At 48.3% G+C, this 25919-nt stretch carries 24 protein-coding genes and 1 pseudogene; 18 read left to right on the forward strand and 7 right to left on the reverse strand.

What is annotated here, in order from left to right:
• Positions 1-10: 10 nt before the first annotated feature.
• From IEW26_RS15190 to IEW26_RS15200, 3 genes are all read left to right on the forward strand, one after another.
• Positions 11-232, forward strand: a complete 222-nt coding sequence (locus tag IEW26_RS15190; protein WP_110893509.1) for a YuzB family protein — start codon at positions 11-13, stop codon at positions 230-232.
• Between the two features lie 82 nt (positions 233-314).
• Complete coding sequence (locus IEW26_RS15195) at positions 315-596, forward strand: hypothetical protein (RefSeq protein ID WP_111272767.1); 282 nt, start codon at positions 315-317, stop codon at positions 594-596.
• Between the two features lie 131 nt (positions 597-727).
• Positions 728-1558 (forward strand): aldo/keto reductase, encoded by an 831-nt coding sequence (locus IEW26_RS15200; RefSeq protein WP_145402915.1) that lies wholly within the window; start codon positions 728-730, stop codon positions 1556-1558.
• A gap of 219 nt (positions 1559-1777) precedes the next feature.
• On the opposite strand, the gene IEW26_RS15205 is transcribed toward IEW26_RS15200, so the two are convergent.
• The 4 genes from IEW26_RS15205 to IEW26_RS15220 form a co-directional block, all read right to left on the reverse strand.
• Entirely contained in the window at positions 1778-2509 is a 732-nt protein-coding gene (locus IEW26_RS15205; RefSeq protein WP_188593018.1) for a DsbA family oxidoreductase, read from the reverse strand.
• 79 nt (positions 2510-2588) lie between these two features.
• The gene (locus tag IEW26_RS15210) at positions 2589-3020 is read right to left on the reverse strand and encodes a cytidine deaminase (RefSeq protein WP_188593019.1); all 432 of its coding nucleotides are present in this window, start codon (positions 3018-3020) and stop codon (positions 2589-2591) included.
• 28 nt (positions 3021-3048) lie between these two features.
• A complete protein-coding gene (locus IEW26_RS15215) occupies positions 3049-5070 on the reverse strand; it encodes an LTA synthase family protein (RefSeq protein WP_188593020.1) in 2022 nt (673 codons plus the stop codon).
• 252 nt (positions 5071-5322) lie between these two features.
• On the reverse strand, positions 5323-6474 hold the full coding sequence (locus tag IEW26_RS15220) for a THUMP domain-containing class I SAM-dependent RNA methyltransferase (RefSeq protein WP_188593297.1): 1152 nt from the start codon (positions 6472-6474) through the stop codon (positions 5323-5325).
• Positions 6475-6764: 290 nt separating this feature from the next.
• Here IEW26_RS15220 and IEW26_RS15225 point away from each other — a divergent pair, with 290 nt between their 5' ends.
• Positions 6765-7397, forward strand: a complete 633-nt coding sequence (locus IEW26_RS15225) for an O-methyltransferase (protein WP_188593298.1) — start codon at positions 6765-6767, stop codon at positions 7395-7397.
• A 187-nt stretch (positions 7398-7584) separates the two neighbouring features.
• Here IEW26_RS15225 and IEW26_RS15230 read toward each other — a convergent pair whose 3' ends face one another.
• Positions 7585-8796: an asparaginase gene (locus IEW26_RS15230; protein WP_145402911.1), complete on the reverse strand. Its 1212-nt coding sequence runs from the start codon at positions 8794-8796 to the stop codon at positions 7585-7587.
• Between the two features lie 416 nt (positions 8797-9212).
• Between IEW26_RS15230 and IEW26_RS15235 the strand changes: the two are divergent.
• A pseudogene (locus tag IEW26_RS15235) lies at positions 9213-10417 on the forward strand (cytochrome P450).
• 150 nt (positions 10418-10567) lie between these two features.
• On the opposite strand, the gene IEW26_RS15240 reads toward IEW26_RS15235, so the two are convergent.
• Positions 10568-11776 carry an MFS transporter gene (locus IEW26_RS15240; RefSeq protein ID WP_145402909.1) on the reverse strand — a complete coding sequence of 403 codons (1209 nt, stop codon included), beginning with the start codon at positions 11774-11776 and terminating at the stop codon, positions 10568-10570.
• Between the two features lie 309 nt (positions 11777-12085).
• On the opposite strand from IEW26_RS15240, the gene hemE reads away from it, so the two are divergent.
• From hemE to IEW26_RS15270, 6 genes are all read left to right on the forward strand, one after another.
• On the forward strand, positions 12086-13150 hold the full coding sequence (gene hemE / locus IEW26_RS15245; RefSeq protein WP_145402908.1) for a uroporphyrinogen decarboxylase: 1065 nt from the start codon (positions 12086-12088) through the stop codon (positions 13148-13150).
• The gene (gene hemH, locus IEW26_RS15250; RefSeq protein WP_188593021.1) at positions 13143-14093 is read left to right on the forward strand and encodes a ferrochelatase; all 951 of its coding nucleotides are present in this window, start codon (positions 13143-13145) and stop codon (positions 14091-14093) included. Before hemE ends, hemH begins: the two co-directional genes overlap by 8 nt.
• Positions 14093-15517, forward strand: a complete 1425-nt coding sequence (gene hemY, locus IEW26_RS15255) for a protoporphyrinogen oxidase (RefSeq protein WP_145402906.1) — start codon at positions 14093-14095, stop codon at positions 15515-15517. The genes hemH and hemY overlap by 1 nt, the downstream gene beginning before the upstream one ends.
• A gap of 210 nt (positions 15518-15727) precedes the next feature.
• On the forward strand, positions 15728-17131 hold the full coding sequence (locus IEW26_RS15260) for a CapA family protein (RefSeq protein WP_188593022.1): 1404 nt from the start codon (positions 15728-15730) through the stop codon (positions 17129-17131).
• A 29-nt stretch (positions 17132-17160) separates the two neighbouring features.
• Complete coding sequence (locus IEW26_RS15265; RefSeq protein ID WP_145402904.1) at positions 17161-17913, forward strand: glycerophosphodiester phosphodiesterase; 753 nt, start codon at positions 17161-17163, stop codon at positions 17911-17913.
• 59 nt (positions 17914-17972) lie between these two features.
• Entirely contained in the window at positions 17973-18605 is a 633-nt protein-coding gene (locus IEW26_RS15270; protein WP_188593023.1) for a fumarylacetoacetate hydrolase family protein, read from the forward strand.
• Positions 18606-18721: 116 nt separating this feature from the next.
• On the opposite strand, the gene IEW26_RS15275 is transcribed toward IEW26_RS15270, so the two are convergent.
• Positions 18722-19129, reverse strand: coding sequence for an SHOCT domain-containing protein (locus tag IEW26_RS15275; RefSeq protein WP_145402902.1), 408 nt, complete (start codon positions 19127-19129; stop codon positions 18722-18724).
• A gap of 354 nt (positions 19130-19483) precedes the next feature.
• Here IEW26_RS15275 and IEW26_RS15280 point away from each other — a divergent pair, with 354 nt between their 5' ends.
• The 7 genes from IEW26_RS15280 to IEW26_RS15310 all read left to right on the forward strand — a co-directional run bounded on the left by IEW26_RS15280 (position 19484) and on the right by IEW26_RS15310 (position 25850).
• Complete coding sequence (locus IEW26_RS15280) at positions 19484-20041, forward strand: MarR family winged helix-turn-helix transcriptional regulator (RefSeq protein WP_188593024.1); 558 nt, start codon at positions 19484-19486, stop codon at positions 20039-20041.
• A gap of 73 nt (positions 20042-20114) precedes the next feature.
• The gene (locus tag IEW26_RS15285; protein ID WP_145402900.1) at positions 20115-21563 is read left to right on the forward strand and encodes an aryl-sulfate sulfotransferase; all 1449 of its coding nucleotides are present in this window, start codon (positions 20115-20117) and stop codon (positions 21561-21563) included.
• A 72-nt stretch (positions 21564-21635) separates the two neighbouring features.
• Complete coding sequence (locus IEW26_RS15290) at positions 21636-22631, forward strand: ABC transporter substrate-binding protein (RefSeq protein ID WP_188593299.1); 996 nt, start codon at positions 21636-21638, stop codon at positions 22629-22631.
• A 25-nt stretch (positions 22632-22656) separates the two neighbouring features.
• Complete coding sequence (locus tag IEW26_RS15295; protein ID WP_188593025.1) at positions 22657-23433, forward strand: ABC transporter ATP-binding protein; 777 nt, start codon at positions 22657-22659, stop codon at positions 23431-23433.
• A gap of 17 nt (positions 23434-23450) precedes the next feature.
• Positions 23451-24224: an ABC transporter permease gene (locus tag IEW26_RS15300; RefSeq protein ID WP_145402898.1), complete on the forward strand. Its 774-nt coding sequence runs from the start codon at positions 23451-23453 to the stop codon at positions 24222-24224.
• Between the two features lie 224 nt (positions 24225-24448).
• Positions 24449-25258: a DUF92 domain-containing protein gene (locus IEW26_RS15305; RefSeq protein ID WP_188593300.1), complete on the forward strand. Its 810-nt coding sequence runs from the start codon at positions 24449-24451 to the stop codon at positions 25256-25258.
• 13 nt (positions 25259-25271) lie between these two features.
• Complete coding sequence (locus tag IEW26_RS15310) at positions 25272-25850, forward strand: TetR/AcrR family transcriptional regulator (protein ID WP_188593026.1); 579 nt, start codon at positions 25272-25274, stop codon at positions 25848-25850.
• The last annotated feature ends 69 nt before the right edge of the window (positions 25851-25919 follow it).

Consider the following 25919-nt stretch of genomic DNA (forward strand, 5'->3'; position numbering starts at 1 on the left):
AGGGGAAATCATGGCTAACGATATCCGCGTATGCGAAAAATGTAATCATATTCGATTGAAGTCGATCGTGCCCAAGCTGGAGAAAATGGCGCCAGGCACAGAGATCAAGATCGGTTGTAAATCTTATTGCGGTCCGTGTGCGAAGCGTGCCTTTGTATTCATTAATGGCCGCTACATCAGTGCTCCTTCGGAAGAAGAGGTACTGGCGAAGGTCGCTAAATTTGTGAAGTAAGTTCTAAATAAGGAATATGGCTGGCATGTACTACCCATGCTAATGGGGTAACAGGAACAATGATTCCGAGGAGGAATAACTCATGCCAAAGCGTTATGATTCCAGTTTGCAGGCGGGTACGACCGTATCTCAGGCGCAAAATGCGGTGAACAAGCTTCACTATGCGGTTTCTCAGGCCATGTCACATCCGACACTGCAGACCATTGTACAGGCGGAGCAGCGCCTCGCGCATACCGAGCAGGCGATGCGTCAGGCAGAGCTCTCTCTGGGAGGGCAGGGTTTTGAGTTGGCACAGGAAATGTTCATTGAGGAGAAGAAGAGATTGAATTCTATCCAGAATCAGCACGGGCAAGGGAAAAAATAAACTGTTTCTGTTACAAGGAACCTGCAGGCTATTGGCCTGCAGGTTTTATTTTATTGGGGACACACGCTTAAAATTTTGTCAGAAGGTTAATAGAGCAGAGAGCAGGCAAAAATCAATACGGGAGGTACAGGATGACAAAACATATTACGGATTGTACAATTCTGAACAACGGAGTGACGATGCCATGGCTTGGAATCGGGACCTATAAGGCAAAGGGCAAGGAAGTTCAGCAGGCGGTAGAAACTGCGTTGGAGGTTGGCTATCGGAGTATTGATACTGCGTCGGTCTATGGGAATGAGGAGGAAGTGGGACAAGCTATTGCCAGCAGTGGCGTTGCCCGTAACGAGCTCTTTGTAACAACAAAGCTATGGAATGATGACCAGGGCTTCGATTCTACGCTTCGAGCTTTTGAAGCCAGCCAGAAGGCGCTTGGCCTGAATGTCATTGATTTGTATCTGATTCACTGGCCTGGGCGGGATCAGTACAAGGAGACGTGGAGAGCATTTGAACGTTTATATAGTGAAGGAAGTGTGCGTGCTATTGGTGTAAGTAATTTTCAGGTGCACCATCTGCGCGATCTGATAGATGAGGGCGGTACGGTGCCTGCAGTGAATCAGGTGGAATTGCATCCGGGTCTGATTCAGCAGGAATTACAGGATTTCTGCGGAGAACAGGGGATTCAGCTGGAGGCCTGGAGCCCGATTATGAAAGGCAAGCTGAATCAGGATTCGACACTCAAGGGTCTGGCCCAGAAGTATGGCAAAACACCAGCTCAAATCATTTTGCGCTGGGACATTCAGAATCAGATTGTGACCATTCCCAAATCGGTAACGCCTGAACGGATACGGGAGAATGCAGATATTTTTGATTTTGAGCTGACGCCGGATGAGCTGAGACAGATTGATGCGCTGGATGCAGACAAGCGTACAGGACCACACCCGGATCAGTTATTTTGGGATTAAGGAGCGAAGTTAATTATCCAATATGGATGGACATTGGTGGAGGTTCCGGGCACGAATCGTTCTTTCGATCGCTCTGCTTCTACAGAATCGATTTCGTTCCCTCCGCAGCAACGCTTCATCGGAGAGGCCCGTAAAGATTAAACTTCGACAGGTCAGGGGCGGTAACAAAAAAAAGCAGCAGGCTCTAGGGTTTGTTTCCCGGACCTGCTGCTTTTTTTGTTAGTTAGACGGTTTGTTTGGCGGGATTTCACAGCCCTCGTCTGTGCATACACCGCCATCTGCTGTGGTATCTGCAGATTCAACGATCGTGAATGGGGAGTGCTCATCCCATGCTTTCTGCAGCGCATTCAGGAACACTTCATCAGGCTGTGCGCCGGAAACGGCAAATTTGCGATCCAGTACGAAAAACGGGACACCCTGAATCCCGAGCTGTGCACCTTCTGCTTGATCAGCACGAACGTTTTCAGTGAACTCGTCACTGGACAAGACGGCAGCTGCGGCATCCCGATCCAGTCCCACCTCCTGAGCCAGATCAGCTAATACCTCATGGTCACCTGCGTGTTTTCCTTCAATAAATATGGCCTGGAACAAGCGTTCACTCAGTTCAAGTGCTTTGCCCTGCGTGTCCGCCCAATGAGTCAAGCGGTGAGCCGCAAAGGAGTTCGTAGGGATCATGGCATCAATGTTGTATTCAAGACCAGCAGTGCGGGCGTTGGCATTCATCTGTGCGTTCATTCCCCGAGCCTGCTCCTCGCTGATGTTGTACTTGGAGGAAAGGTACTCTGTGTTCGTTTTGCCGCTGTTCACTTCCGCGTTGGGATCAAGCTCAAAGCTTTTGAACTGCAGCTTCACTTTATCCCGGTGAGGGAATTGCTGCAGCACATTTTCCAGACGGCGTTTGCCAATATAACAGAAAGGGCACATAAAATCGGACCATACTTCAATATTCATTATATTTATAACCTCCATTATGTTCGAAAATGAAACAATTATAGTTACAATTATAAAGCGGCTTTCAACATTTCGCAAGTTAATCGTGTTTATTGCGATAAGCCTTGGACCAATGATCAGGCTGGAGTTCATTTAGTGTTTTGAAAATAAGCTGTCCGGCGGGATCGTATACGGCTGCTTTTACTTCCTCACCCCAGAAAAAGAGGCGCTCCTGACAGATACCGCAAGGTGTTAGTACCTTGAATGCGGAGTGTTCATCATCACGTGCAATGCAGAGGGAGTGAGTAACACGCTCATTTAATTTGTGAGCCTCCAGGTATGCTCCGGTTTCCATACATAGATGTACAGCATCATTAATGACTTCCGGTGCCACGCTGATCAGCAATGAACCGGCATCCGTGTATACAGCACCCGCTCCGCCCCATCCCTGGGGATAGCGCTGCTGAACAAATTCGGCGGCGGCATCAAACAGTTTCTGTTCTATTTCATGTGATTGGATATTGGATGTCATGTAGTGATATTCTCCTTTTTGGTGCGTATTAATGGCTTTCCTCGCGGAACTGTCGAATCAGGTCATAGGTAATCAGGGTGTCGGAAACATGCAGACGTTTCGTGGCTTGATCAAAACCGGCTTTGCAGGCATTGATATCCGTAGCTTCGTGTGTAGACAGATCATAACAGGTCCCGCTTGTGTAGATGTAATCATCTGAGGGAATGTAGAATACCTTGCCATCCGTGAACGAGCCGTTACGCAGAACGACCATGCGTTCCGAGCCATCGTATATGTTGTTCCCCATATGGTAATAGGATTCATCTGATATTCCAAGCAAATGCAGCACTGACGGTGTAATATCCAGCTGTCCGGCGGGCTGTTCGAACGTGCCTGCTTCCGCTCCGTCCGGTAAATGAACCAGCAGAGGCACTTCATTCATAATCTGGGCCATATCCAGATCATTCAGCTGGCGTCCGAAAAATTTTTCGTATAAAGGCTTGTCATTGATGGAGTTGTCGTGGTCACCGTAGAACATGAAGATGGTTTTCTCCCATAATCCGCGATTCTTCAAGTCCTCTACCATACCGCCGAGCGCCGCATCTACGTAATGAACGGACTGCAGATAATTCCCAAACATGGTACCTTGGAATTCACCCACATCAAGCTGCTGTTTATCCTTGGGAAGAGAGTAAGGATGATGACTGCTTAGCGTGATGAGGAACGAGTAAAAGGGCTCCTGGACCTCGCTGCTCATTTTCTCTACGGATTGACGAAAAAAGGATACATCCGATAAAGACCAGCCAAGCGGGTCGTCTTCAACAAAATCATTTTTACTGTAAAACTTGTCGTACTTCATATTCTGATACATTGTATATCGGTTCCAGAAGCTGCTCTCATAGGCGTGAAATGCGTTAGTGCTGTACCCCTGATCCTTCAAAATAGAAGGTAGCGAGTCATACGTATGATCCGCATAACGGACAAACGCAGATCCCGCCGAAAGAGGATACAGCGAGATGTTGGCACCAAAGTCAGCATCCGATGTTCTGCCCTGTCCGGTCTGATGATAGAAGTGACTGTAATATTGGCTTTCTTTCATCAATTCATTAAAATGCGGGGTAATCTCCTGACCGCCAATGCTTTGGCCGATCATGAAATTCATAAAGGCTTCGCCCTGCACAATAATGACATTGCTTTCTTTATATTTTCCAAACAAGGCCTGACTGTGCTGTGATTCATTTGACTTCTGTCGATCTGCAAAAAAAGCCTGCACCTGTTCGACATCGGCTGGATCAGCCTCAGAGCCGGAACCGAGATTGTTCTTGACATAAGAATATATATCATAGCCATGAAATGCGAGCAGTCCGGTTACATTGTACATGGATACATTCCACCATTGGTTATCAAACAGGCCTTTGGCCCAGGTTTTCCCGGAGTAATAGATGGGTCCTGCGCCAAGGCTCAGTCCCAATACAAGTGTTATGCTGCCTGCGAGCAGGCGGCGGTGAAGACGTTTCTTGCGAGAAGCAGAGGATGCATATGTTGCAGAAGAGTTGTCTCTATATCCTCCGTTATAGCTGCTCGTGTACATTCCTGAGTTTTGACTGGAACGACCGCGTTTGCTGAACAGCATGATGACTGCAAATGGAATAACGAGCAGAAGGTCGGCAAAAAACCAAACATCACGCGCATAGATCAATGTTGCGATACTATCGCCAAGGGAGTCCACCTGCCGTGCCTGTAACAACACCGGGACAGTAAGGAAATCCTGAAAGTAGCGATAATAGACCATATCGGCATAGATTAGAGCGGTGAGAAGCAGGTGAAGGATAGCAAGGGCTGCAATCATGCCTCTACGCGGCAGCCACCAGACCCAGAATGACAGGAGCAGAATGGATCCGATCGCAATGACTTTATCAAGCAGCCCCATCGTAATGTTGTAGGCGTGCAGATTATGATGCAGCAGCATCAGTTTAAGCAGAATGAGTATGGTGAAGATGACATATAACGTCAATGGATGACGCAGAAGCCCGCGCGTTCCGGAGCTGCGCATCGGCCGAGTAACAACCATGTTATTTCCCCCTTGAGTAGATAGGATAAGTGGATTGAGTAAGTTGATAGGATGATGCCGGGTGAAAATGAAAAAAGAAAAAGGAAAACTTGCTCGCTTGTTTTGTTAACGCAGTGTAAAACAGGACTTCATATATTATAGCGTGACCGCCTGGCATTTCAACTAGGCTTGTCATAACCGCCGCCTTTTCACGAACAAAGCAAAAAACGCCCGGGCCGACAAAGGCCTGAGCGTTTCGACATATAGTTTGTTCTAGGCTTGGGTTGTTTTGTTGCGCGGAGGCAATGGACCCAGGTATTGATAATATTGGGTTTCGATCCGTCCGTTAAACAGCTTGCGGCGCTTGTCCGCTTTGTGTCCGAAGTATTCTTCAAATGCTTTGGTGGAAGTGATTGCAAAAAATGACCATGTCGGCATTTCCAGATAAGTACGTCCGAGGGAACGGAGCAGCTTCTGTACTTCCTTTTCTTCACTCAAACGTTCGCCATAAGGCGGGTTGGTAATAATAACGCCATACTCTCCCTGAGGTCTGGCCCGGTGTGCAGGCAGTACGCTGACTTCAATATCTTTGGCAAAGCCTGCACTTTTGATTGCGGCCTGCGCAATCTCAATAGCTTCAGGATCAATGTCACTGCCAGCGATCTGAAGTGGAACGTCGTCACGAACGGCATCAAATGCTTCTTCCCGTGCTTGTTCCCACAGCTCCGCAGGAATGATGTCCCAGTTCTCCGAATTGAAGGTGCGGCGAAGACCTGGTGCGATGTTCCACCCAATCATAGCTGCTTCAATCAACATAGTACCTGAACCGCAGCATGGATCGTAGAACGGGCGGGACACATTCCAGCGGCTGAGCTGAATTAATGCTGCTGCGAGCGTTTCTTTCAGCGGAGCTTCTGTAACGAGTTTGCGGTATCCGCGTTTGTGAAGTCCCGGCCCTGTCGTGTCCAGCGTGATGAGCGCGCGATCATTCAGCAGAATGACCTCGACGACATAACGTGCACCATTTTCAGGAAACCATTCCGTGTGATGTGTCAGCTTGAGCTTCTCGACAATCGCTTTTTTGACGATACCTTGAGATGCAGGTACACTGCTCAGCTGGGACTTCTGTGAGCGTCCTTCCACCGGGAATTCACCGTTCGCGGGAATCCATTCTTCCCAAGGCAGTGCTTTGGTACCCTCAAACAATTCATCGAAGGTGGTTGCAGGGAATTCACCCATATTGACTAATACGCGGTCCGAGCTTCTCAGCCACAGGTTACAGCGGCAAATATCAATGTAGTCCCCTGTGAAAAATACCCGGCCGTTATCAACCTTGACATCGTCATACCCCAGCTGCTTCAATTCTCGGGCAACAACGGCCTCAAGTCCCATCGCAGAGGTTGCAATCAATTGCAATCGAGCCATGTAATTATTCAACTCCATTTCGCGCCGCAGCGGGCTTACCCTCTGGCAGCGATATAGTAACGGTGCGGCCTTGCCGCTTTCCGTGAAAAAACTTACAATGAGTAATGCGGTCTGTGCCGCATCCATTTCAATGCAGGTGATGCAGTGTTCATTATTCTGTGTTGGATAACAAACATACATTATAAAACATTGGCAACCATATGAAAAGCAGTACCAAGGTATTTATATAAACAACAGTACCGGCGTATTGATATGGAAAGCTGTCCAAGTATCCAAGGAGGAACTTCGTGGTGAATCTGACCCCTGACGAATATGTAAATCAATTATTTCAAGAGGATGAGCTTTTATTAAAAGTAAAAGAAGCCATTCGGGCGAATGGCATGCCGGAGGTTTCCGTTGCGGCGGCTTACGGTCGTCTGTTAACCTTCCTGGCCAAAACCTCGAAGGCTGAAGCCGTGCTCGAAATTGGTGTGCTGGGCGGGTACAGCGGCATCTGCCTGGCTCGCGGATTAAGTGATGGAGGAACCCTGACCTCTCTCGAACTGAAAGAAGAGTACGCAGCGATGGCTCACGGACATCTGGAGGAGGGAGGCTTCGGTGACAAGGTGGAGTACCGGATCGGGCCTGCAGCAGACAGTCTGGAGCAATTGGCACAGGAGGGACGCACCTTCGATTTCTTCTTTATTGATGCAGATAAAGAAAATTATCCGGTGTATCTGGATTACGCGATTCGGCTTGCACGTCCAGGTGCAGTCATTGTAGGGGACAACTGCTTCCTGCGTGGTCGCACGCTCAACCCGGACAAGCAGGGTCCGGCCGTGCTTGCTGTTCGCCGATTCAACGAGCAGATGGCGAGTGATTCACGTCTTATCACGACTATGCTGCCTGACTATGATGGCTTGGCACTCGCTTGGGTGAAGTAGAACGATTGAACTTAGTTAAAGGTTCAATAAAGGTTGAGTGTGCAGGATAAAAGCTGTCTCACCCCAATAGGGAACGTGACCAGGTAACATGCGTAAAAAGTAAAAAAAAGCAAAAAAACAAAAAGCCGAGACGGGATGAATATCTGTCTCGGCTTTTTTGCGTATTCCTAACGATGGTTTAGCTGGCTTACACCTGTGGTGTGCCGTAGGTCTCAAACCATTTTTTAATCGTATCAAAATCATCACTGAAGGAGAGTCCGAGCATCAACAGGATGCGTGCTTGCTGAGGGCTGAGGTTATCCCCGGCAATGATGCCTTTACCGCCGCCATAGACGCTGCCTGAGCCTGTCCGGGTTGTCGTTACGAAAATAACCCCTTCTTCAATCGCTTTGGTCCGGGCTTGTCCCATGGCTCTGGAGATGCCGCCTGCGCCTGTGCCGGAGGTAACAATGCCCTTCGCTCCGCTATTGACAAAGCCTTCAATGGCTCCCCCGCCTGCTTCCTGATAAGAGATTGCAATCTCCACCTTGGCAAGATCAGCTTTGTTAATTTTGCTAAGATCGAATACAGGCTTCGCTGTGCCCTCCGGTTTCATGGCACGTGCAGGAGCGCGATAGATTCGAATGTTTTCTTCATCAATGTAACCGACAGCGCCTAGCATTGGTGTTTCAAAGGTATCTGTGCGGTAGTCATTTGTCTTGGTTACGCCGCGCGCAAGCTGAATCGTATCATTGAGCATCAGCACGGTGCCAAAGGATGTGGTCCGGCCGCTGCCTGCAAGTTTGATGGCATTGTACAGGTTGGCTTGGGCATCCGAGCCGATAACCGTCCATGGGCGCATGGAGCCTGTAATGACAACAGGCTTGTCACTTTGAACCGTCATATCCAGGAAGTAGGCAATCTCCTCCATCGTATCTGTACCTGTCGTTACAACAACGCTGTCATATTGGGACAGTGCCTTATCTACTGTTTGAGACAAGTCGTAGAGGTCGGCCATCGAGTAGGAGCCTGAACCGGAGTTGCCGAATTGCAACGTGCTGACGTCAGCGATTTTTTGCTTGTCCGGCAAATCTTTGACCATGTCCGCAATGAGCAGTGTGCCTGCCTTGTAATTTTGGAAGCTGGTGGCGTCTTCGGATTGCCCTGCAATCGTACCACCTGTACCGATAACAAGCACATTAGGGAGAGAAGACTGCTTGGAGGATTCCGGCACAGCCGGGATGGTTGTGTTTCTTGCCGGTGTAGTTGATACAGGCTGAACAGCGCCTGTCGTGCCCTTCACTTCTACGGTAGCAGCCTGGGCGGCATGCGTTCCTACAGGGGAGAGGGACAGGGTGAGGGCTGTTAGTGCGGCGGTGCTCCAAACGGCCCAAGGACGAAGGTAAGATGATTTTTTCATGCTGACACGCTCCTTCAAGTGAAATGTGTGTGAGGTATTCTCTTTTTTTATGTAAATAGATTGAGATGATCATAGTTTATGTTAAGTAATATGACAACTTTAAAATTTAATAGAGATAACGATTACATTCAAAGATTTAAGGAGTATATATGTTATTTTTAAAGGAAAACGGATGGTTTTAATTTTGTGTAAATCTTTTTCAAAAGAGTATAAGCTTCAAAAACACTAGAATTTGAATTTTATATGTAATTAAATATGACATTTGTCGTATTGTAACAGTATGAGGGTAGTTTGGAGCAGAAGGTGGGCCAGGAGGCTTATTTACGCCACTTTACTGGAATTAGAATCCAGTTGTGTATATAATGGTATAGAGCATATATGTAAATAAATATATAATATTGATTGGAGGAAACACGATGAAACAAGCGCCCCGAAAATATGCCAACTATATCCCGATTCGGGAATTGCACAGCAAGGAGCGGCAGTTATCCCCCTTCCAGGTGTATGCAGAGCTTCGTGAGAACACTCCAGTCCGTTATGATGAGCATCGAGAATGCTGGGATGTGTTTCGTTATGAAGATGTGCATTATGTACTGAAAAATCCAAAGCTGTTTTCTTCCGAACGTAACCGTGCGGGTTCCAGTTTGCTGACCACAGACCCGCCCAAGCACAAGCAGCTTCGTGATCTGGTTAATCAGGCGTTTACGCCCAAGGCCATTGAAGCGCTGGCGCCGCGAATTCAGGAGATTACGGATGAGTTGCTGGCCCCGCATCTTTCGGGTGAGAAAATGAATCTGATTGATGACCTGGCAGCGCCGCTGCCCGTCATTGTTATTGCTGAACTGATCGGTGTTCCGGCTTCGGATCGCCGGGAATTCAAGCTTTGGTCCGATGTACTCGTGAAGGGTGCGCGCGATGACAGTGAAGAGGCCTTTCAGGAGCTGGCCCAAGAGAAGCAGCAGAATATCCAGGAGTTATATATCTATTTCACTGAAATTTTAGAACAGCGCCGTTTAGAACCGAAGGATGACCTCGTCTCCTTGCTGCTTGCTGCAGAGATTGAAGGGCAGAAGCTGACGGTGGAGGAGGTTGTTAATTTCTGTATTCTCCTGCTGGTCGCAGGGAATGAAACCACAACCAATCTGATTGCCAACGCGGTGCGTATCCTCTCTGAACAACCTGAATTGCAGAACGAGTTACGTGAGCATCCGGATCTTGTGGCGAGTGCTGTGGAAGAAACGTTGCGGTATTATCCGCCATTGTAGCGATAGGGCGTGTAGCAAGAGAAACAGTGGAATTAAGCGGACAAACCATTCAGGCGGGAGATCAGGTGATTTCCTGGGTGGGGGCTGCCAATAGGGACCATGCTCAGTTTGAACGTGCAGATGAATTCATATCGGATCGGAAGCCGAACAGGCATATGGGATTCGGGTTTGGCATTCACTTCTGCCTTGGTGCACCTCTGGCTCGCTTGGAGGCGAGAGTTGTATTGCACACGCTTCTTCAACGTATGGAGCACATAAAGCTGGCTCCTGAAGCGGAGCTGGAACCGATCCAGAGTGCCTTTGTCTTTGGTGTGAAGGAATACCCCATTCAATTCAACGAACGACAAGCAGATTAGCGCCGAGTATCAGCTCTGCTTACAGAAAGAAAGCCGCTCTCAGACCCTACAGGGCTGAAGCGGCTTTTTGTTCATGTTATAACCGTATGTTATCCCTGAAGGTGAGTGATGTCAGCGTTTCGACCTATTTCAGCCTAACCCCTGTTATCTTCACGGTTCAACGCGCACAGGTCTTTTGTACAGCTTGAGCCGGACCCAAACCATATTAAGCAGCAGCAGTGACCCGGAAACGATAAACAGTCCCTCAATGCCGATAAACCCGGCCAGAAATCCGCCGATGATAGCTCCCAGCATGTTGCCAAGCGCCAGAGTACTGGTATTAAAGCTGAATGCCCGGCTGATCATGCTGTCAGGTGTATATCCCCGAATCAACGCGTTTACACTTGGAAGCAAGCCGCCCATAAATACACCCATGACGAAACGCACCAGAATGAGCTGCCACACGGTTTGAACAAAAGCCTGCGGGATCAGCATAAGGCCGGTACCGATCAAGGAGAAGGTAAGCACCTTATGAGGGCCTATTCGGTCACTCAGCTTTCCGAGTACAGGCGACATTGCCATATTGGACAACCCTGTGACTGCACCAACCATTCCGGCCCAGAAGGCTACGTCTACTGCGGTCCCGTGCAGTTTTTGCACATATAAAGGCAATAGTGACATCGGACTGATCATTGCAAACTGCAGCAGGAACGTTACAGCGAACAGTGCTGGCAGCTGGGGTGATTTGCTAAGCTCCTTCAGACCGGATAAAACGGATTGATCCGGGAGCTTTGCTGCTTTTTGACGGTCGAATTTCTCCCGCACCAGGAACATGGCCAGCAAGGAAGCCGTGAAGATAAGTCCACCTGTAATATAAAAAATAGGACGAAATCCGACTGCATCCGCCAGCAGTCCGCCAATCAGAGGTCCCAGAATGGTGCCTGCCACCTGCCCGGACTGACTGATGCCCATGGCGAAGCCCATGCGATCTTTCGGCGTTGTACCCGAGATCAGAGCTACCGCTGCCGGATTGAAACCGGAGATGGTGCCGTTCAGCAGCCGCAACAGGAGGAGCTGCCACGGATTCTGCACAAAGCCCATTAGTGCAATAACGATGGCCATGCCGAATCCGGAACGAAGCAGCATAATTTTGCGTCCGTATTTATCAGACAGCTTGCCCCAGAGAGGTTGAAATATAAAAGAGGTAAGGAAATTGGCTGCAAATATAAATCCGGCCCAGATGCCAATTTCATGCTCTCCTACGACGCCTAGATCTCTGGCGAGAAATAGCGAAAGAAACGGTGTAATCATGGTCATGCCTGCATTAACCAGAAACTGTCCGAACCAAAGCACAATGAGGTTGACTTTCCATGTTTTCAATGTGCTTTCACTTCCTTTCAAATTTTCTGCAACTCTCGCTGCAAAGATTTTTTCAAAACACTTGATACGAGGATTTTTGCAAGTGTTTTCTGTAACTCTCAAAAAAGCCATTCTTTTATTATATCACAATTGGCATATTAAAGATGGGTTATTGAATGCATCGAAAGCTGGCTAAACCAAAGTATGAAATAGGGTGTAACGAATGTCATAGTATTGTCACTTGGAACACATCCCCAAATGGTTGTTACGGCTGTTTAAAAAGGGCATAATGGTAGTTATGAGTCCAAAAACTATTGGAGGCTTCTTAATATGAGCTATAATGATCGTTTGATTCGGGCAAGTTTCAAACAGCAGGTAGATCGTGTGCCGGTTTGGTACATGCGTCAGGCTGGGCGTTACGATCCTGAATATCGCAAAATCAAAGAAAAGTACTCCTTGCTTGAAATATGCCGGCAGCCTGAGCTCGCGGCTGAAGTTACACTCATGCCCGTACGGAAGCTGGGCGTGGATGCGGCTATTTTGTATTCCGATATTATGAATCCGGTTGCTTCACTCGGTATAGATTTTGATATTGTCAAAAATATTGGACCGGTGATTGATAATCCCATTCGTTCCGCAGCAGACGTAGACCGCCTGCGTCCTATTGATGTCGAGGGGGATCTGTCACACATTCTGGAAACGATTCGTATTCTGGACAAGCAGCTCGACGTTCCGCTGATCACGTTTGCGGGGGCTCCTTTTACGATTGCAAGTTATCTGATTGAAGGCCAGCCTTCCAAAGGGTATATCCGAACCAAAACGATGATGTACAGCGAGCCGGAAGTGTGGCATAAACTGATGCAGAAGCTTGGTGATATGGTCATTACATATATCCGTGCCCATATCGCGAATGGCGGTAAGGCATTTCAGTTGTTTGACAGCTGGGTAGGAGCACTCTCTCCCAAAGATTTCAAAACGTATGTACTGCCTACGATTACCCGTATTTTTACCGAATTATCCGATTTGAATGTACCGAAAATTTATTTTCCTGGTGTAGCCTCTGGCGAACTGCTGCCAACCCTGCAGGAACTGCAGGCTAATGTGATCGGGCTGGACTGGAGAGTTTCCGTCTCGGAAGGTCGCAGACGACTGGGGGGCAAATTTGCAGTACAGGGCAATCTTGATCCGTATATCCTTACGGCGCCAATGGAGGTAATCAAGGAACAGGCCAAAGCCATTATTGATGAAGGAGTCAAGGAGCCGGGATACATTTTCAATCTTGGACATGGGCTGTTCCCTGAAGCTTCCCTAGATAAATTAAAAGAACTAACCGATTATATACACGAATATTCAGCAGAAGCTTTGAAGATGGGAGTGACGGCAAACAATGACTAAGACCGTAGGTGTACTGGTGATGTCGTATGGCACGCCTGAAAATATGGAAAGTATTGAAGCGTATTACACGCATATCCGCAGAGGGCGGCCGCCTGAGCCGGAACAATTGAAGGAATTGACAGATCGCTACGAAGCGATTGTTGGCGGTGTATTTCCGCTCCGTGAGAACACGGACAATCAGGTGAGAACACTGCAGGAGACGTTACAGCAGGACGAGCGCCGGAACGGCACCGAGTTTCGCTGTTATCAGGGACTCAAGCATGCGTACCCGTTTATTGAGGACGGCGTGGAGCAGATGGCAAAGGACGGCATTCAGACTGCGATCGGCATCGTGCTGGCTCCGCACTTCTCGACGATGAGCGTAGGCAGCTATATCAAGCGTGCACGGGAAAAAGCGGAAGAGCATGGCATTCGTATGTCCTTTATTGAAAGCTATCATTTGCACCCGAAGCTTATTCAGGCACTTGCTGCACGTGTAAGCGCAAAGCTGGATGCTTTTGAGGAAGCAGGAGCCAAGCGCGGGGACGTGAAGGTGCTGTTCAGCGCACACAGTCTGCCTGCGCGAATTGTAGACATGGGTGATCCATATCCGGATCAACTGCTGGAAACCTCCGAAGCGATTGCTTCCCGCGTGGGCATTTCCAACTGGCAGTTTACTTGGCAAAGTGCAGGACGCACCGCCGAGCCATGGCTGGGTCCTGACATCCTGGACACACTGCAGGAGCTTTCCCGTGAGCAGGTGGAGGATGTGCTTGTGGCGCCGATTGGCTTCGTATCCGATCACCTGGAAGTGCTGTACGATCTGGACATCGAAGCCAAAGCGATTGCGAAGGAAATGGATATGCGCCTGATGCGCATCGACTCGCTTAATAGTGATCCTCTGTACATGGAAACATTAAGCGACTCTATTATAAGCCAATGGCAGCAAGGGTCTGATAACTGATGGAAGACAAGAAACGACGCGTCGTTATTGTCGGCGGAGGCCTTACGGGTCTCAGCTCGGCATTTTATATTCGCAAGCATTACCGGGCGGCAGGTGTTGAGCCAGCGATTACCCTGCTGGAGAAAAGCTCATCCATGGGCGGCATCATTGAAACGCTGCATCGGGACGGATTCGTGATTGAGAAGGGTCCTGACTCCTTCCTGGCTCGTAAAACAGCCATGATTGATCTGGCGAAGGAACTGGAGATGGATCATGAACTGGTCAGTCAAAATCCGGAGTCGAAAAAAACGTACATCATGCAGCGTGGCAAGCTTCATCCGATGCCGGCAGGACTGGTTCTCGGGATTCCGACAGAGCTGAGACCTTTCCTGAGAAGTGGACTTGTCTCTCCCGCGGGCAAACTGCGGGCGCTGATGGACTTTATTATTCCGCCCAAGCGTACGACAGAGGATGAATCACTTGGTTATATGATTGAGCGAAGACTGGGATCGGAAGTGCTGGAGAACCTGACGGAGCCGCTTCTGGCAGGGATTTACGCAGGAGATATGCGTAAGCTGAGCCTGCAAGCTACCTTTCCGCAGTTTGGAGAGGTAGAGCGGGATTATGGCAGCCTGATTCGAGGTATGATGACGGGGCGTAAACCGACCGAGACACATACTGGCACGAAGCGAAGTGCTTTTCTGAACTTCCGTCAGGGGCTGCAAAGTCTGGTGCATGCTCTGGTGCATGAACTGGATGATGTGGACCAGCGTTTGAATACTGCCGCGATATCCTTACAGAGATCGGAACAGCAGGACGCAAGATATCGTGTTGAGCTGCATAATGGCGAATGGCTGGATGCGGATGACGTTGTCATTACCGTTCCAACTTATGTTGCATCATCTCTGCTAAAACCTCATGTAGATACCTCGGCGCTGGATGCCATCAATTATGTTTCGGTGGCGAATGTTGTTCTCGCTTTTGAGAAAAAAGAGATTCAACATGTGTTTGACGGTTCCGGATTTCTTGTGCCCCGCAAGGAGGGGCGCAATATTACGGCCTGCACATGGACATCCACCAAATGGCTTCACACCAGTCCGGAGGACAAAGTGCTGCTTCGCTGTTATGTTGGCCGTTCCGGAGATGAGCAGAATGTAGATCTTCCTGATGAGGCGCTTACGGAACTTGTCATGAAGGATTTAAGGGAAACGATGGGCATTGAAGCGAGTCCCATCTTCTCCGAGATAACAAGAATGCACAGAGCGATGCCGCAGTATCCTGTCGGTCATCTCCAGCATCTTGCCGATCTTCGCAAAGAGCTTGGAGCTAAAGTTCCGGGCGTATATATTGCTGGCGCTGGTTATGAAGGGGTAGGTCTGCCAGACTGTATCCGTCAAGCCAAAGAGATGTCTATGCAGGCAGCGACACAGCTTGCTGCGAATTAAAGGCAGTCCATTTTACTTTAATACCCGTATACATCTTGCCGTCTCTACTGTAGCAGAATCTACAGTAGAGACGGCTTTTTTGTATAAATGTTCTTAAAGTGAAACCGTTTTAGATGTGTAGAGAAACATTAAAAAGGAAGGATGCATATCCAGAATATGCTTGTTATAATGGTATGCATATGGATTGTTTGTAAAGAAGAGGAGTGGCTTATGTATCCCCCAAGATCGCAGCGAAGCTCAGTAAAGAAAAAAGCAAGACGTACACGTAATGTCAAGATCAGAATTGTCAATCTTATGCTTATTGCAGCGATTGGTCTGATCGGTGTGTATTATATCCTCAATACACGTGAACAGCAGTCAGGGCAGCCGGTTCCTCAAGAGGCAGCACAGCAGGACCCGTCTCCAGCAACGGACAATCAGAGCGGCGGTGCAGTCAATGAGCCTGATGCTGATCCGGCCGAAACACCGAATGAGGATGCTGCTCCTGTAGATGGGAAACCGGATGCAGAGATTGACAGTACAGATGATTCTGCATCATCTGGAGCTGGGGCAAGTGATCCGACAGAGAATAGCGGTGGAAAAAAAGACACAGGCACAAAGACTTCGGATTCGGATCAAGGCAATTCAGGCAAAGTCGAAAACAGTGGGAGCACCAAGGCTCCTGACCCGGCAAATGACGTTATCATTCATTTTGTGGGCGATATTCAATTTTCCGGTAAAGTTGCGGAGCTCTTGGAGAAGAACGGTTATAACTATCCTTTCGCCAAGCTTGGCAGCATGTTCAAGGATGACGATTTAACCATTGGTAATCTGGAGACACCGGTAACTCACGGAGGTACCAGTGCAGAAGACAAGTCGTTTGTATACAAATCTTCGCCAAAGGCTCTGCAAGCTATGGCAGCAGCCGGATTTGATGCGGTTAATCTGGCAAACAATCATATCCTGGACCAGGGTGTGGAAGGTTTGGTGGATACGCTGACGTATCTTGAGCAATATGGCATTGCTCATGCCGGTGCAGGCATGAATGGCACGGAGGCATACGAGCCGGCATATTTCGAACGTAAAGGCATGAAGATTGCCTTGCTTGGTTTCAGCCGGGTTGTTCCTGTAGCGAGCTGGAAGGCAGATGGAAATCGGGCGGGGGTGGCGGAAGCTTATGATTCCACAAGAGCGGTTGAAGCGATTAAGACGGCCCGGAAGAAGGCTGATCTGGTCATCGTTGTAGCCCATTGGGGAGAAGAGCGTGTCAGTACCCCGAACGCAGATCAAACACGACTGGCACATGAGTTTGTGGATGCCGGAGCCGATCTGATTGTTGGTGGTCATCCTCATGTTTTACAAGGTCTCGAAAACTATAAGGGGAAATGGATTGCATACAGTACGGGCAATTTTATTTTCACAAGATCTACTACGGAAGAAACCTGGAAGACAGCTGTGTTTCAGGCTAGCTGCAGCAGGGATGCGAAATGCAGTATGAAAGTGATCCCGTATGAAGCAGCTCTGGGGCAGGCTGTACCAATGCTTGATGATGCAAACCGGCTCCTGCTGGAGCAGATGGCAAAAATGTCGCCAGGTATCCGCATTAACACGAGTGGAGTTGCTACGCTTAACTAAACCAGCCTGCTGCTGAGGAGAGATAAACTATGAATAATCTGTGTGTAGCCCATCGTGGATTCTCATCACTTGCACCCGAGAACACGATGGCAGCCTTTAATATGGCAATGGAAAGACCGGAAGTTCAATGGATGGAGCTGGATGTGCAGCTGTCGCGAGATGGTGTGCCAGTAGTCATTCATGACTTCACGCTGGAGCGAACCACCAACGGCAAGGGGCGAGTCAAGGACACGGATTGGGCTGCCCTTAAACTGCTGGATGCAGGATCATGGAAGGGCAACAATTACACAGGCGAGCGTATTCCTTCACTTCGTGAGGTTTTGGATCGTTGTTGCGGCAAGGTTCGATTAAACATCGAGTTGAAGACACAAGGGGATATGTATCCGGGCTTGCCCGCAGCGGTCATTTACGAAATTAGAAAAAGACATATGCAGCATGATGTGGTTATTACTTCCTTTGAACCGGCTGCGCTGGTTGAAGTGAAGAAACTTGCTCCGGAATTGCAAACGGGTCTGATTATTGATGCCAAACCGGGGGATTTGCTTGCTGCGTTGCAGCAGATGCATTGTACTTTTCTATCGATCGGCTACACCAATGTAGATAAAGCATTAATGAGACAAATGCATGGGGCGGGCATTCAAGTGATGGCATGGACGGTGGATGACAAGGCTTCGATGAAAAAGCTTGCTGCCATTGATTCTGATGTGATGATCTGTACCAATCGGCCGGATGTGTGGGAAGAGGCCTTTGAGGAAACAAGCAGCCGTTTCTTCAGACCATAAAGATCTATATACCAAGATGATAATCGGAGCAATGAATCCAGCAAAGGTGGTTACAACTCATGTTAACGAATATCTGTAATGTATACTGTGTAGGACGCAATTATAAACTTCATGCCGAGGAGCTTGGCAATGCGATTCCGGATGAACCGATGATTTTTATGAAACCTTCCCATGCTGTTGTGCCTCTGAATGTGGAAGCGCTAGAGCTACCAGCTTCCAAGGGAGAGGTTCATTATGAGGCTGAGTTGGTTATCCGAATTGGTCGGAATTATGAGCCGGGAGTGCGCGTAGATGAGCTGGTGAATGCCTATGCCTTCGGGATTGATTTTACACTGCGTGATGTGCAGACCGTAATCAAGAAAAAGGGACATCCATGGACTGCGGCTAAAGGATTCAAAAATTCCGCGCCTGTAAGTGATTTTCAGTCCTTTTCAGGCAAGGAAGCATTGCTAGAAAAGGACTTTACGCTGACCAAAAATGGCGTTGAAGTGCAACGAGGCAACATTCGCAACATGATTTTTGACCTTCAACACGTTGTTGATTATGTAGGATATCATTATGGTCTTGGCGCAGGAGATATTATCTTCACCGGAACACCGGAGGGTGTGGGACCAGCCGCAGAGGGAGATGTGCTTGAGCTCGCCTGGGATGGTCAATCCGTCGGGAAATGTACTATTGCAGCAGCGAAATAATCCTGTAAATTCCGTATGAATTATAATGGTACAGTCATGCATTCAGGGGCGGGAAATCGCTCCTTTTTGACGTGATCATAGAAAATAAGTGAACACGCAACTCTAAACATTTAAGTTTAAGCCCATTCATAAGAGGTACGGGCGCTTTCAAGAACAATTTGTTCGAGTTCCGCATGTTGTGCCTCATATTGCTCTTGAGTGATGCTTCCCTTTGCCAGACGATCATTCAGCTGCTGCCTCAGTTGATTGACCTGCAGAGCCACGACCTCACTGAAATCTCCGTTATTCTCGTCCGTAATGGTTTTAAGTGATTTGCCTGCGTACAGATCCTGATACAGATCTTCCTCGGAGGAGAGGTTAAGTGCACTCAGCAGCTCATCCTTGTTATCATCTTTGGAATTTAAACTTACGATGGACCACTCCGTTAAGGGAATCGGTGAAATGGCCGATTTGCTCCAGGCGGTTCCTGCAAAAGACATGGTTACAATCATCGTACCCACAAACATTACACGTTTTATATTCATTCTTGTAATCCTCCTTCTGTCTTTAAGTACGAAGGGAATCGTAGCTTAATCTTGTTGTTTGATCTGAGATTAGTTTAACCGGCGAAGCTGAAGTGAAACTTAAAATGGCATAAATAATTCCTGACAGGCAAAAAAAGAATAAATAACTTTTAATTCTTACTTGACAGGTTGGGTTAGTTGGTTATATGATAGACTAAATTATTTTAACGATAATTAAATGAACAGTGAAATAAATTCGAATATGAATGCGGGCTGATTGGACCACCAAAGGCTCCCGGGACTACTCCATATGGAATGTCCTCGGGAGCTTTTTTGCGTACTTGCTAACGTTTCGGTTGAATAGGAGGGAATGAAATGAACGAGAGAGATTGGGAAGCATTGGAGAAAACGGATTGGCTCTTTCGCAAAATGGTCAGACGATTCGTCAAGGAGCGGGATCGGATAACGGTGGAAGGCATTAGTCTGCCGGGAATGCTAATCTTGCATAAAATCATTCGTGAAGGAGAACAACGACTCGGGGACCTGGCCGATCAATTGGACTTCACTTCCGGCGCCATTACTGCACTTACTGACAAGCTTGAGAAAAAGGGATTAACGATCCGCAGACGCAAGGAAGACGATCGCCGTACCGTCCTGCTTGATATAACCGCCAAAGGTAGGGAGATGTATGCCCGCAATAGCAATATCGGTGCCCGATGTATCACGCTTCTGTTTGAGGGATTTACCACTGCGGAACTGGAGCAGCAAAGCCAATTTTATGAGCGGGTGATCGTGAATCTGGAGGGGTTCTCAAATACACTGCTGGAGCTTGCCGAGAGCAATATGAGAGATAAGAGAGAGCCGTCCGTGGACAACGACCTTGAACAGAAGCGAAAGGGGAATTCCGGAAAGAACAATTATCTCAGTTATTAAATGCTTGTATCGCAGTTATTAATGCTTGAACGATCGTGAATGAATTTGACAATCCAAGGGAGAGATGAGAACGATGGGACACTCAACAATTTATCCAACGGGAGCAACGCTGTATAATCCGGAAAAAGCCTGGGGTGGCTACACCGTGTATCAGGCAGGAGAAGAAGGCGTTGTATTAATTGATATGAACGGTAAGGAAGTTCACCTCTGGAAAGGACTGCTCGGATTTCCTGCCAAGATTTTCCCCGGAGGTTATGTGCTGGGAAGCACGGGCAGAAGAGACCCGAAATTCGGTATTCAGGATAATGTGGACCTGGTTCAGGTGGACTGGGATGGCAACATCGTGTGGAAATACAATAGCTACGAACATATTGAAGATCCGGGATACGAATCATTGTGGTACGCCCGCCAGCACCATGATTATCAGCGTGAGGGCAACCCGGTAGGGTATTATGCTCCTGGTCTGGCTCCGAAAACACAGGGTGGCAAGACTTTGATTCTGGCGCACAAAAACGTAAGCAATCCGCAAATCTCGGATAAACCTTTGCTTGATGATGCCATTATTGAAGTGGATTGGGAAGGCAATGTGTTGTGGGAATGGCTTCCGAACGAGCATTTTGAAGAACTGGGCTTTGACGAGGCAGCACGCAATGTATTGTACCGTGACCCGAATACGCGTTCATTTGGTCACCTTGGTGGGGGTGTAGGTGATTGGCTGCATATTAACTCAGCTTCCTATGTTGGCCCCAACCGCTTCTATGAAGCGGGAGACGAGCGCTTTAACCCGGATAACATCATATGGGATGCCAGAGAAGCCAATATTATTGCCATTACGGACAGACAGAGCGGCAAAATTGTTTGGAAACTCGGGCCGGATTATTCCTCTCCTGAAGCGAAGCATATCGGCACCATTATCGGACAGCATCATGCACATATCATTCCTCAAGGACTGCCGGGCGAGGGCAATCTTCTCGTGTTTGATAATGGAGGATGGGCAGGTTATGGTCTTCCGAATCCGGCTTCTCCATATGGCTTGAAACATGCGGTCCGTGATCATTCGCGCGTACTTGAGATTGACCCGTTGACACTGGAGATTGTGTGGCAGTATACCTCTGCCGAAGCAGGCTTTTCCGTTCCAACCGATTCGTATAAATTTTACAGCCCGTATATTAGCTCGGCCCAGCGCTTGCCTAACGGTAATACGTTGATCACCGAAGGCTCCAATGGCCGATTGTTTGAAGTTACAGCAGAGCACGAGCTGGTGTGGGAGTATATTTCTCCATACAAAGACGGGCGTAATACCAATATGGTTTACCGTTCGTATCGGGTTCCATATCAATGGGTTCCTCAACTGGAGAAGCCAGAAGAGGTGGCGATCGAAGCCATTGATGTATCGGTCTACAGAGTGCCGGGAGCAGCAGCCAAAGGCTCTGATTCGGTAGTTAATGTAGAGACAACACTGCCGTTTGTTGAGGGAGCAGCTTGCGTAGCAACATCGGATGAGGGAAAACAAGGCAGTTAACGGTAGCCGATAATACATGGATTGAACGGGGTGTATGTTGTGAAAAAAACAACCATTTTAAAGGGAGCATTCATGCTGCTCCTCTCCTTAACGATTATAATCTCCGGATGTTCTTCAAACGGAGCAAAGTCCGAAGTGAAAGGCAGCTCCGCAAGTGGTGCCACCAAGGTAAAGATCCGCATAGCGGATACGAGCACAAACCCGACGTTCAGGGTAGCCGTTGCCAAAGGGTTCTTTGAAAGCCAAGGCATTGATGCAGAGATTGTCACGTTTGGTTCTCCGGCAGAAGGCGTGAATGCACTGTTTATCAAGCAGGTGGATATTGCCTACGGTGCTGACTTCCCGGTGTTGAACGCTTTGGCCAAAGGAGATTATTCGATCATCGCTTCTGCGGGTCAGACAACGGATGAAGCAGCAGCTGCATGGAAGCTGTATGCCAGGGAGGAGATCCGGACGGGTGCAGACTTGAAGGGCAAGAGCGTGAGCTTTATTCGAGGCACATTTATTCCGTATCTGTGGGATGAATATTTGAAGGCTCAGGGGCTTACGCTTGGGGATGTGAAGCAGATTGGGCAAGGGGCCTTCGATGAGTCCTATATTGCATTGAAGCAAGGAGAACTGGATGCCGCCTGGGTTATCGGCTCTGCATTAACCGACAAGTTCGATAAGCTTGGAGGCGTGCATCAGCTGACAGATATGTCCCAGACTCCAGTGAGGCTTGGCATGGGGCTGGTCGCAAGTAATGAGTTCATCGAGGCTAATCCGGACACGATAAAGGGTTTTCTTGTAGCCCTCGATGAAGCTTCAACATATGCCCAGGCTCATCCTGATGAGGTAGCGGATCTGATGTATAAGGAGACAAAACAACCTAAGGAAGCAACCTTGAAGGATCTTCCCATCAATCCGTGGGTCGTTGGATTTACCCGGGAAGCGTATGAAAGTTTGGCGGGACAGAAGCAATACATGGTGGATAACGGAATCATTGAGCAGGATTTTGATCTCAAAGGCAAGTTAAACCTCAAACCTCTGAAAGAGGCATTGCCGGAAAAAGTAACATATACCGAATAACCCAAAACGTACTGGAGGTGTCTCTATGTCCTTACCCGCAGATCGTCACACGATTCATATTGAACAGCTTCGAAAAACCTACAACGTTCCCGCAAATGGAGAAGTGCATTACATTATCAAGGATGTTGATCTGGTAATCAGGGGTGGCGAATTTTTTGTTCTGCTCGGTCCCAGCGGCTGCGGAAAATCAACGTTACTTAACATGATCGCGGGTTTTATCTCCAAGTCGGGCGGGCAGCTTAAAGTGAATAACAAAGAGATCGACAGACCTGGAAGGGATCGTGCAATGGTGTTCCAACAGGCGGATTCCTCGCTTTTTCCATGGCTTACCGTAAGGGAAAACGTTGAATTCGGGCTTCGAATGTCCAAGGTGCCCAAATCTGAACGCCGTACGATTTCGGACCGTTACATTCAGCTCGTGGGTTTGGGAGGACATGAAGGGAAGTATCCGAAGGAACTGTCTGGAGGCATGAAGCAGCGGGTCCAACTGGCACGAGTGCTGGCTAATGATTCGGCGATTCTTCTCATGGATGAACCTTTCGGTGCGCTGGATGCCATGACTCGAAGAGTCATGCAGAAGGAACTGGTGAATATCTGGAGGGAAACGAATAAGACGGTTATATTTGTTACCCATGACATTCAGGAGGCGTTATTGCTTGGTGAACGGATCGGAATCATGTCGGTGGGGCCTTCGTCGAATATAACGGATATTTATCATAACATTCAGTCTTATCCGAGAAATATTGCTTCGGCTGAATTTAATTCCCTATACGATCAGATTCAAAGTCATTTTGAAGAATAACCGAGGTGATCCGGATCATGAAATGGTTGGAGAAAAAATGGGTGTCTGTACCACTGCTATGGGTTACAGTCATTCTGATATGGCAGCTTGGTGCATTGCTCTACGGGCCGGACGTGATTCCTGGTCCATGGGATACTGTGCAGGGGGCTCGCGAATTAATTGCTGATGGCACGCTCATGCATTATATCGGGATCAGCTTCTCGCGTGTACTGGCCGGATGGGTACTGGGAAGTGTCATTGCCATTCCGGTAGGACTTCTCATCGGCAAGGTTCACATCATTCGTCTGTTTGCCGAACCCTTTCTTCATTTTATTCGATTTATACCGCCGATTGCTTTCATAACATTATTCCTGGTCTGGTTCGGCATCGGGGAACAGTCCAAGATTGCACTGATCATGTATGCGACATTTTTCATCGTTGTACTGAATACACTGACGGGGGTCTTGTCCATTGAAGAGGATAAAATTCGTTCAGCCCGCAGTATGGGTGCGAATGAGTGGCAGATTTTATTGCATGTGGTTGTCCCTGCTACGACCCCGTACATTTTCACAGGTGTTCGATTGGCGATGGGAACTTCCTATATGGCTATTATCGGCGCAGAGATGATTGCCTCGAATGAAGGCGTGGGTTATCTGATCTGGAATTCACGGCTGTTTTTCCGAACGGACTGGATTTTTGTTGGACTAATCTCCTTGGGATTTATGGGTTTTCTCACGGATCGTTTGTTCAATTGGTTTGGTCGTCGTGTGTTGTATCGTTATGGCGTCATCGGCGGAATCAAGCGAGGCTGACATTGAACGGAGCGAATGACGCGATGTTTAGTTGTAAAAGGGCAGTTTAGTCCATATATTTCATCCAGCAGACCTGGTTCGCAGCTTTCTAAGCTGCCGGATCAGGTTTTTGTCATGCCTGCCACGGGAGTTTCGGCATTGGGCTCAAACCGTGGTATAATTGAATTTCAAAAATAACATAAACGTCATGTGGACCATAGATGCTGCCACATGCAGGAGAGATTATGGACTGGATTATCGGCGCGGTATGCGCTTTTATTGTGGCGGGTGCAGCCTACGCGAAGAAGTCGCTGACCCTGTCCGGTTGTTTGGCAGCTGTGTTGATGGGAACGATCTATTACGGGGCAGGCAATCTGTTTTGGTTTGGCACACTGTTGTTGTTTTTCATAACTTCAACCCTGTTGTCCAAGTATCGTAAGGAACGAAAGCAGGAGCTGGAGAAATCGTATGCCAAAACAGGCAATCGGGATGCTGGGCAAGTGTTTGCCAACGGCGGGATGGGCATGCTTCTATGTTTGGGATACTGGATATTTCCACATCAGGTCTGGATCTATGCTTTCATCGGTGTCATGGCAACGGTAACATCCGATACCTGGGCTACCGAACTTGGCAGCCTGAGCCGTAAGCCGCCGCGTTCTGTGGTGAATTGGAAGGTGCTGACTCCGGGCGCTTCCGGTGGTGTGTCGTTACTTGGAACAACAGCCGCGGCAATAGGTGGAGCTTTGATTGGAGCGGGGGCATTTATTTTTTCTTGGGTCGCAGACTTTGAGACGCTGGGATTTTTGAATTGGATGTGTGTTGGTCTTGCAGGTGGAGTGGCTGGAGCATTTGCCGATTCCTATCTGGGAGCAACCGTCCAGTTGATGTATCGCTGCACCGAATGCGGTCGTGAAGTAGAGGTCAGTGAACATTGTGGACACAAGACTGTTCGTGCACGAGGTTGGACGTGGATGAGCAACGATCTGGTCAATGTGCTGAGCTCGGTGATTGGAGGCTGTGTGGCGATCGGTTTGGGGAAAATTTTGGCGTTGTAGGGAGGGAGTGCAGATGAGCACTGTGCAGGGAGACAAGTCGGAGGCTATTTTGGATGCGGCTTATGGCATTTTTGGATCAAAAGGGTTCTATGAAACCAAAATGTCCGATATTGCTGACGAAGCTGGCATTGCAAAAGGCACCATTTATTTATATTTCAAGAGCAAGGAGCAGCTATTTGTTGCTGTGTCCATGCGGGATTGTAACAGCTTTATAAGTCGATTGGAATACGCATTGCAGGCAAACGACAATACCGGTGACAAGCTTGCAGCTATTGCAAAGACACATTTGACGTATTATTATGAGCGCCGCAATCATACCAAGTTATTTTTTATGGCACCGAATAATGACCCGGACCTGATGAAATTTATGAAAGCCTTTATGAATGAATACATGAGCATCGTGCGCAGTGTTCTTGAGAGTGCCGGAGTGCCTGAGCCAGTGCTGCTGGCCGAAGCATATATCGGTATTCTGGACCGTCTCAAAATGGATATAATGCTGAATCCGTCATTTAATGAGACCGATCTGAATAAACGAATTTCATTTGCAGCGGCGTTGTTTCTGGACGGATGTCGCTCCTTTTTGCAAGTATAGGCAGCTATGGGAGCGCGCATAAAACACGTAATAATAGAGGGTAGAGCATTTCAAACTATAGAGAAGTGT

This window comes from Paenibacillus silvae, assembly GCF_014639235.1.
Classification (GTDB): domain Bacteria; phylum Bacillota; class Bacilli; order Paenibacillales; family Paenibacillaceae; genus Paenibacillus; species Paenibacillus silvae.

Coding starts and splice junctions, on each gene's coding strand:
- IEW26_RS15190 (WP_110893509.1), top strand. CDS start 11: ATGGCTAACGATATCCGCGTATGCGAAAAATGTAATCATATTCGATTG.
- IEW26_RS15195 (WP_111272767.1), top strand. CDS start 315: ATGCCAAAGCGTTATGATTCCAGTTTGCAGGCGGGTACGACCGTATCT.
- IEW26_RS15200 (WP_145402915.1), top strand. CDS start 728: ATGACAAAACATATTACGGATTGTACAATTCTGAACAACGGAGTGACG.
- IEW26_RS15205 (WP_188593018.1), bottom strand. CDS start 2,509: ATGAATATTGAAGTATGGTCCGATTTTATGTGCCCTTTCTGTTATATT.
- IEW26_RS15210 (WP_188593019.1), bottom strand. CDS start 3,020: ATGACATCCAATATCCAATCACATGAAATAGAACAGAAACTGTTTGAT.
- IEW26_RS15215 (WP_188593020.1), bottom strand. CDS start 5,070: ATGGTTGTTACTCGGCCGATGCGCAGCTCCGGAACGCGCGGGCTTCTG.
- IEW26_RS15220 (WP_188593297.1), bottom strand. CDS start 6,474: ATGGCTCGATTGCAATTGATTGCAACCTCTGCGATGGGACTTGAGGCC.
- IEW26_RS15230 (WP_145402911.1), bottom strand. CDS start 8,796: ATGAAAAAATCATCTTACCTTCGTCCTTGGGCCGTTTGGAGCACCGCC.
- hemE (WP_145402908.1), top strand. CDS start 12,086: ATGAGCTATAATGATCGTTTGATTCGGGCAAGTTTCAAACAGCAGGTA.
- hemH (WP_188593021.1), top strand. CDS start 13,143: ATGACTAAGACCGTAGGTGTACTGGTGATGTCGTATGGCACGCCTGAA.
- hemY (WP_145402906.1), top strand. CDS start 14,093: ATGGAAGACAAGAAACGACGCGTCGTTATTGTCGGCGGAGGCCTTACG.
- IEW26_RS15260 (WP_188593022.1), top strand. CDS start 15,728: ATGTATCCCCCAAGATCGCAGCGAAGCTCAGTAAAGAAAAAAGCAAGA.
- IEW26_RS15265 (WP_145402904.1), top strand. CDS start 17,161: ATGAATAATCTGTGTGTAGCCCATCGTGGATTCTCATCACTTGCACCC.
- IEW26_RS15270 (WP_188593023.1), top strand. CDS start 17,973: ATGTTAACGAATATCTGTAATGTATACTGTGTAGGACGCAATTATAAA.
- IEW26_RS15275 (WP_145402902.1), bottom strand. CDS start 19,129: ATGAATATAAAACGTGTAATGTTTGTGGGTACGATGATTGTAACCATG.
- IEW26_RS15280 (WP_188593024.1), top strand. CDS start 19,484: ATGAACGAGAGAGATTGGGAAGCATTGGAGAAAACGGATTGGCTCTTT.
- IEW26_RS15285 (WP_145402900.1), top strand. CDS start 20,115: ATGGGACACTCAACAATTTATCCAACGGGAGCAACGCTGTATAATCCG.
- IEW26_RS15290 (WP_188593299.1), top strand. CDS start 21,636: ATGCTGCTCCTCTCCTTAACGATTATAATCTCCGGATGTTCTTCAAAC.
- IEW26_RS15295 (WP_188593025.1), top strand. CDS start 22,657: ATGTCCTTACCCGCAGATCGTCACACGATTCATATTGAACAGCTTCGA.
- IEW26_RS15300 (WP_145402898.1), top strand. CDS start 23,451: ATGAAATGGTTGGAGAAAAAATGGGTGTCTGTACCACTGCTATGGGTT.
- IEW26_RS15305 (WP_188593300.1), top strand. CDS start 24,449: ATGGACTGGATTATCGGCGCGGTATGCGCTTTTATTGTGGCGGGTGCA.
- IEW26_RS15310 (WP_188593026.1), top strand. CDS start 25,272: ATGAGCACTGTGCAGGGAGACAAGTCGGAGGCTATTTTGGATGCGGCT.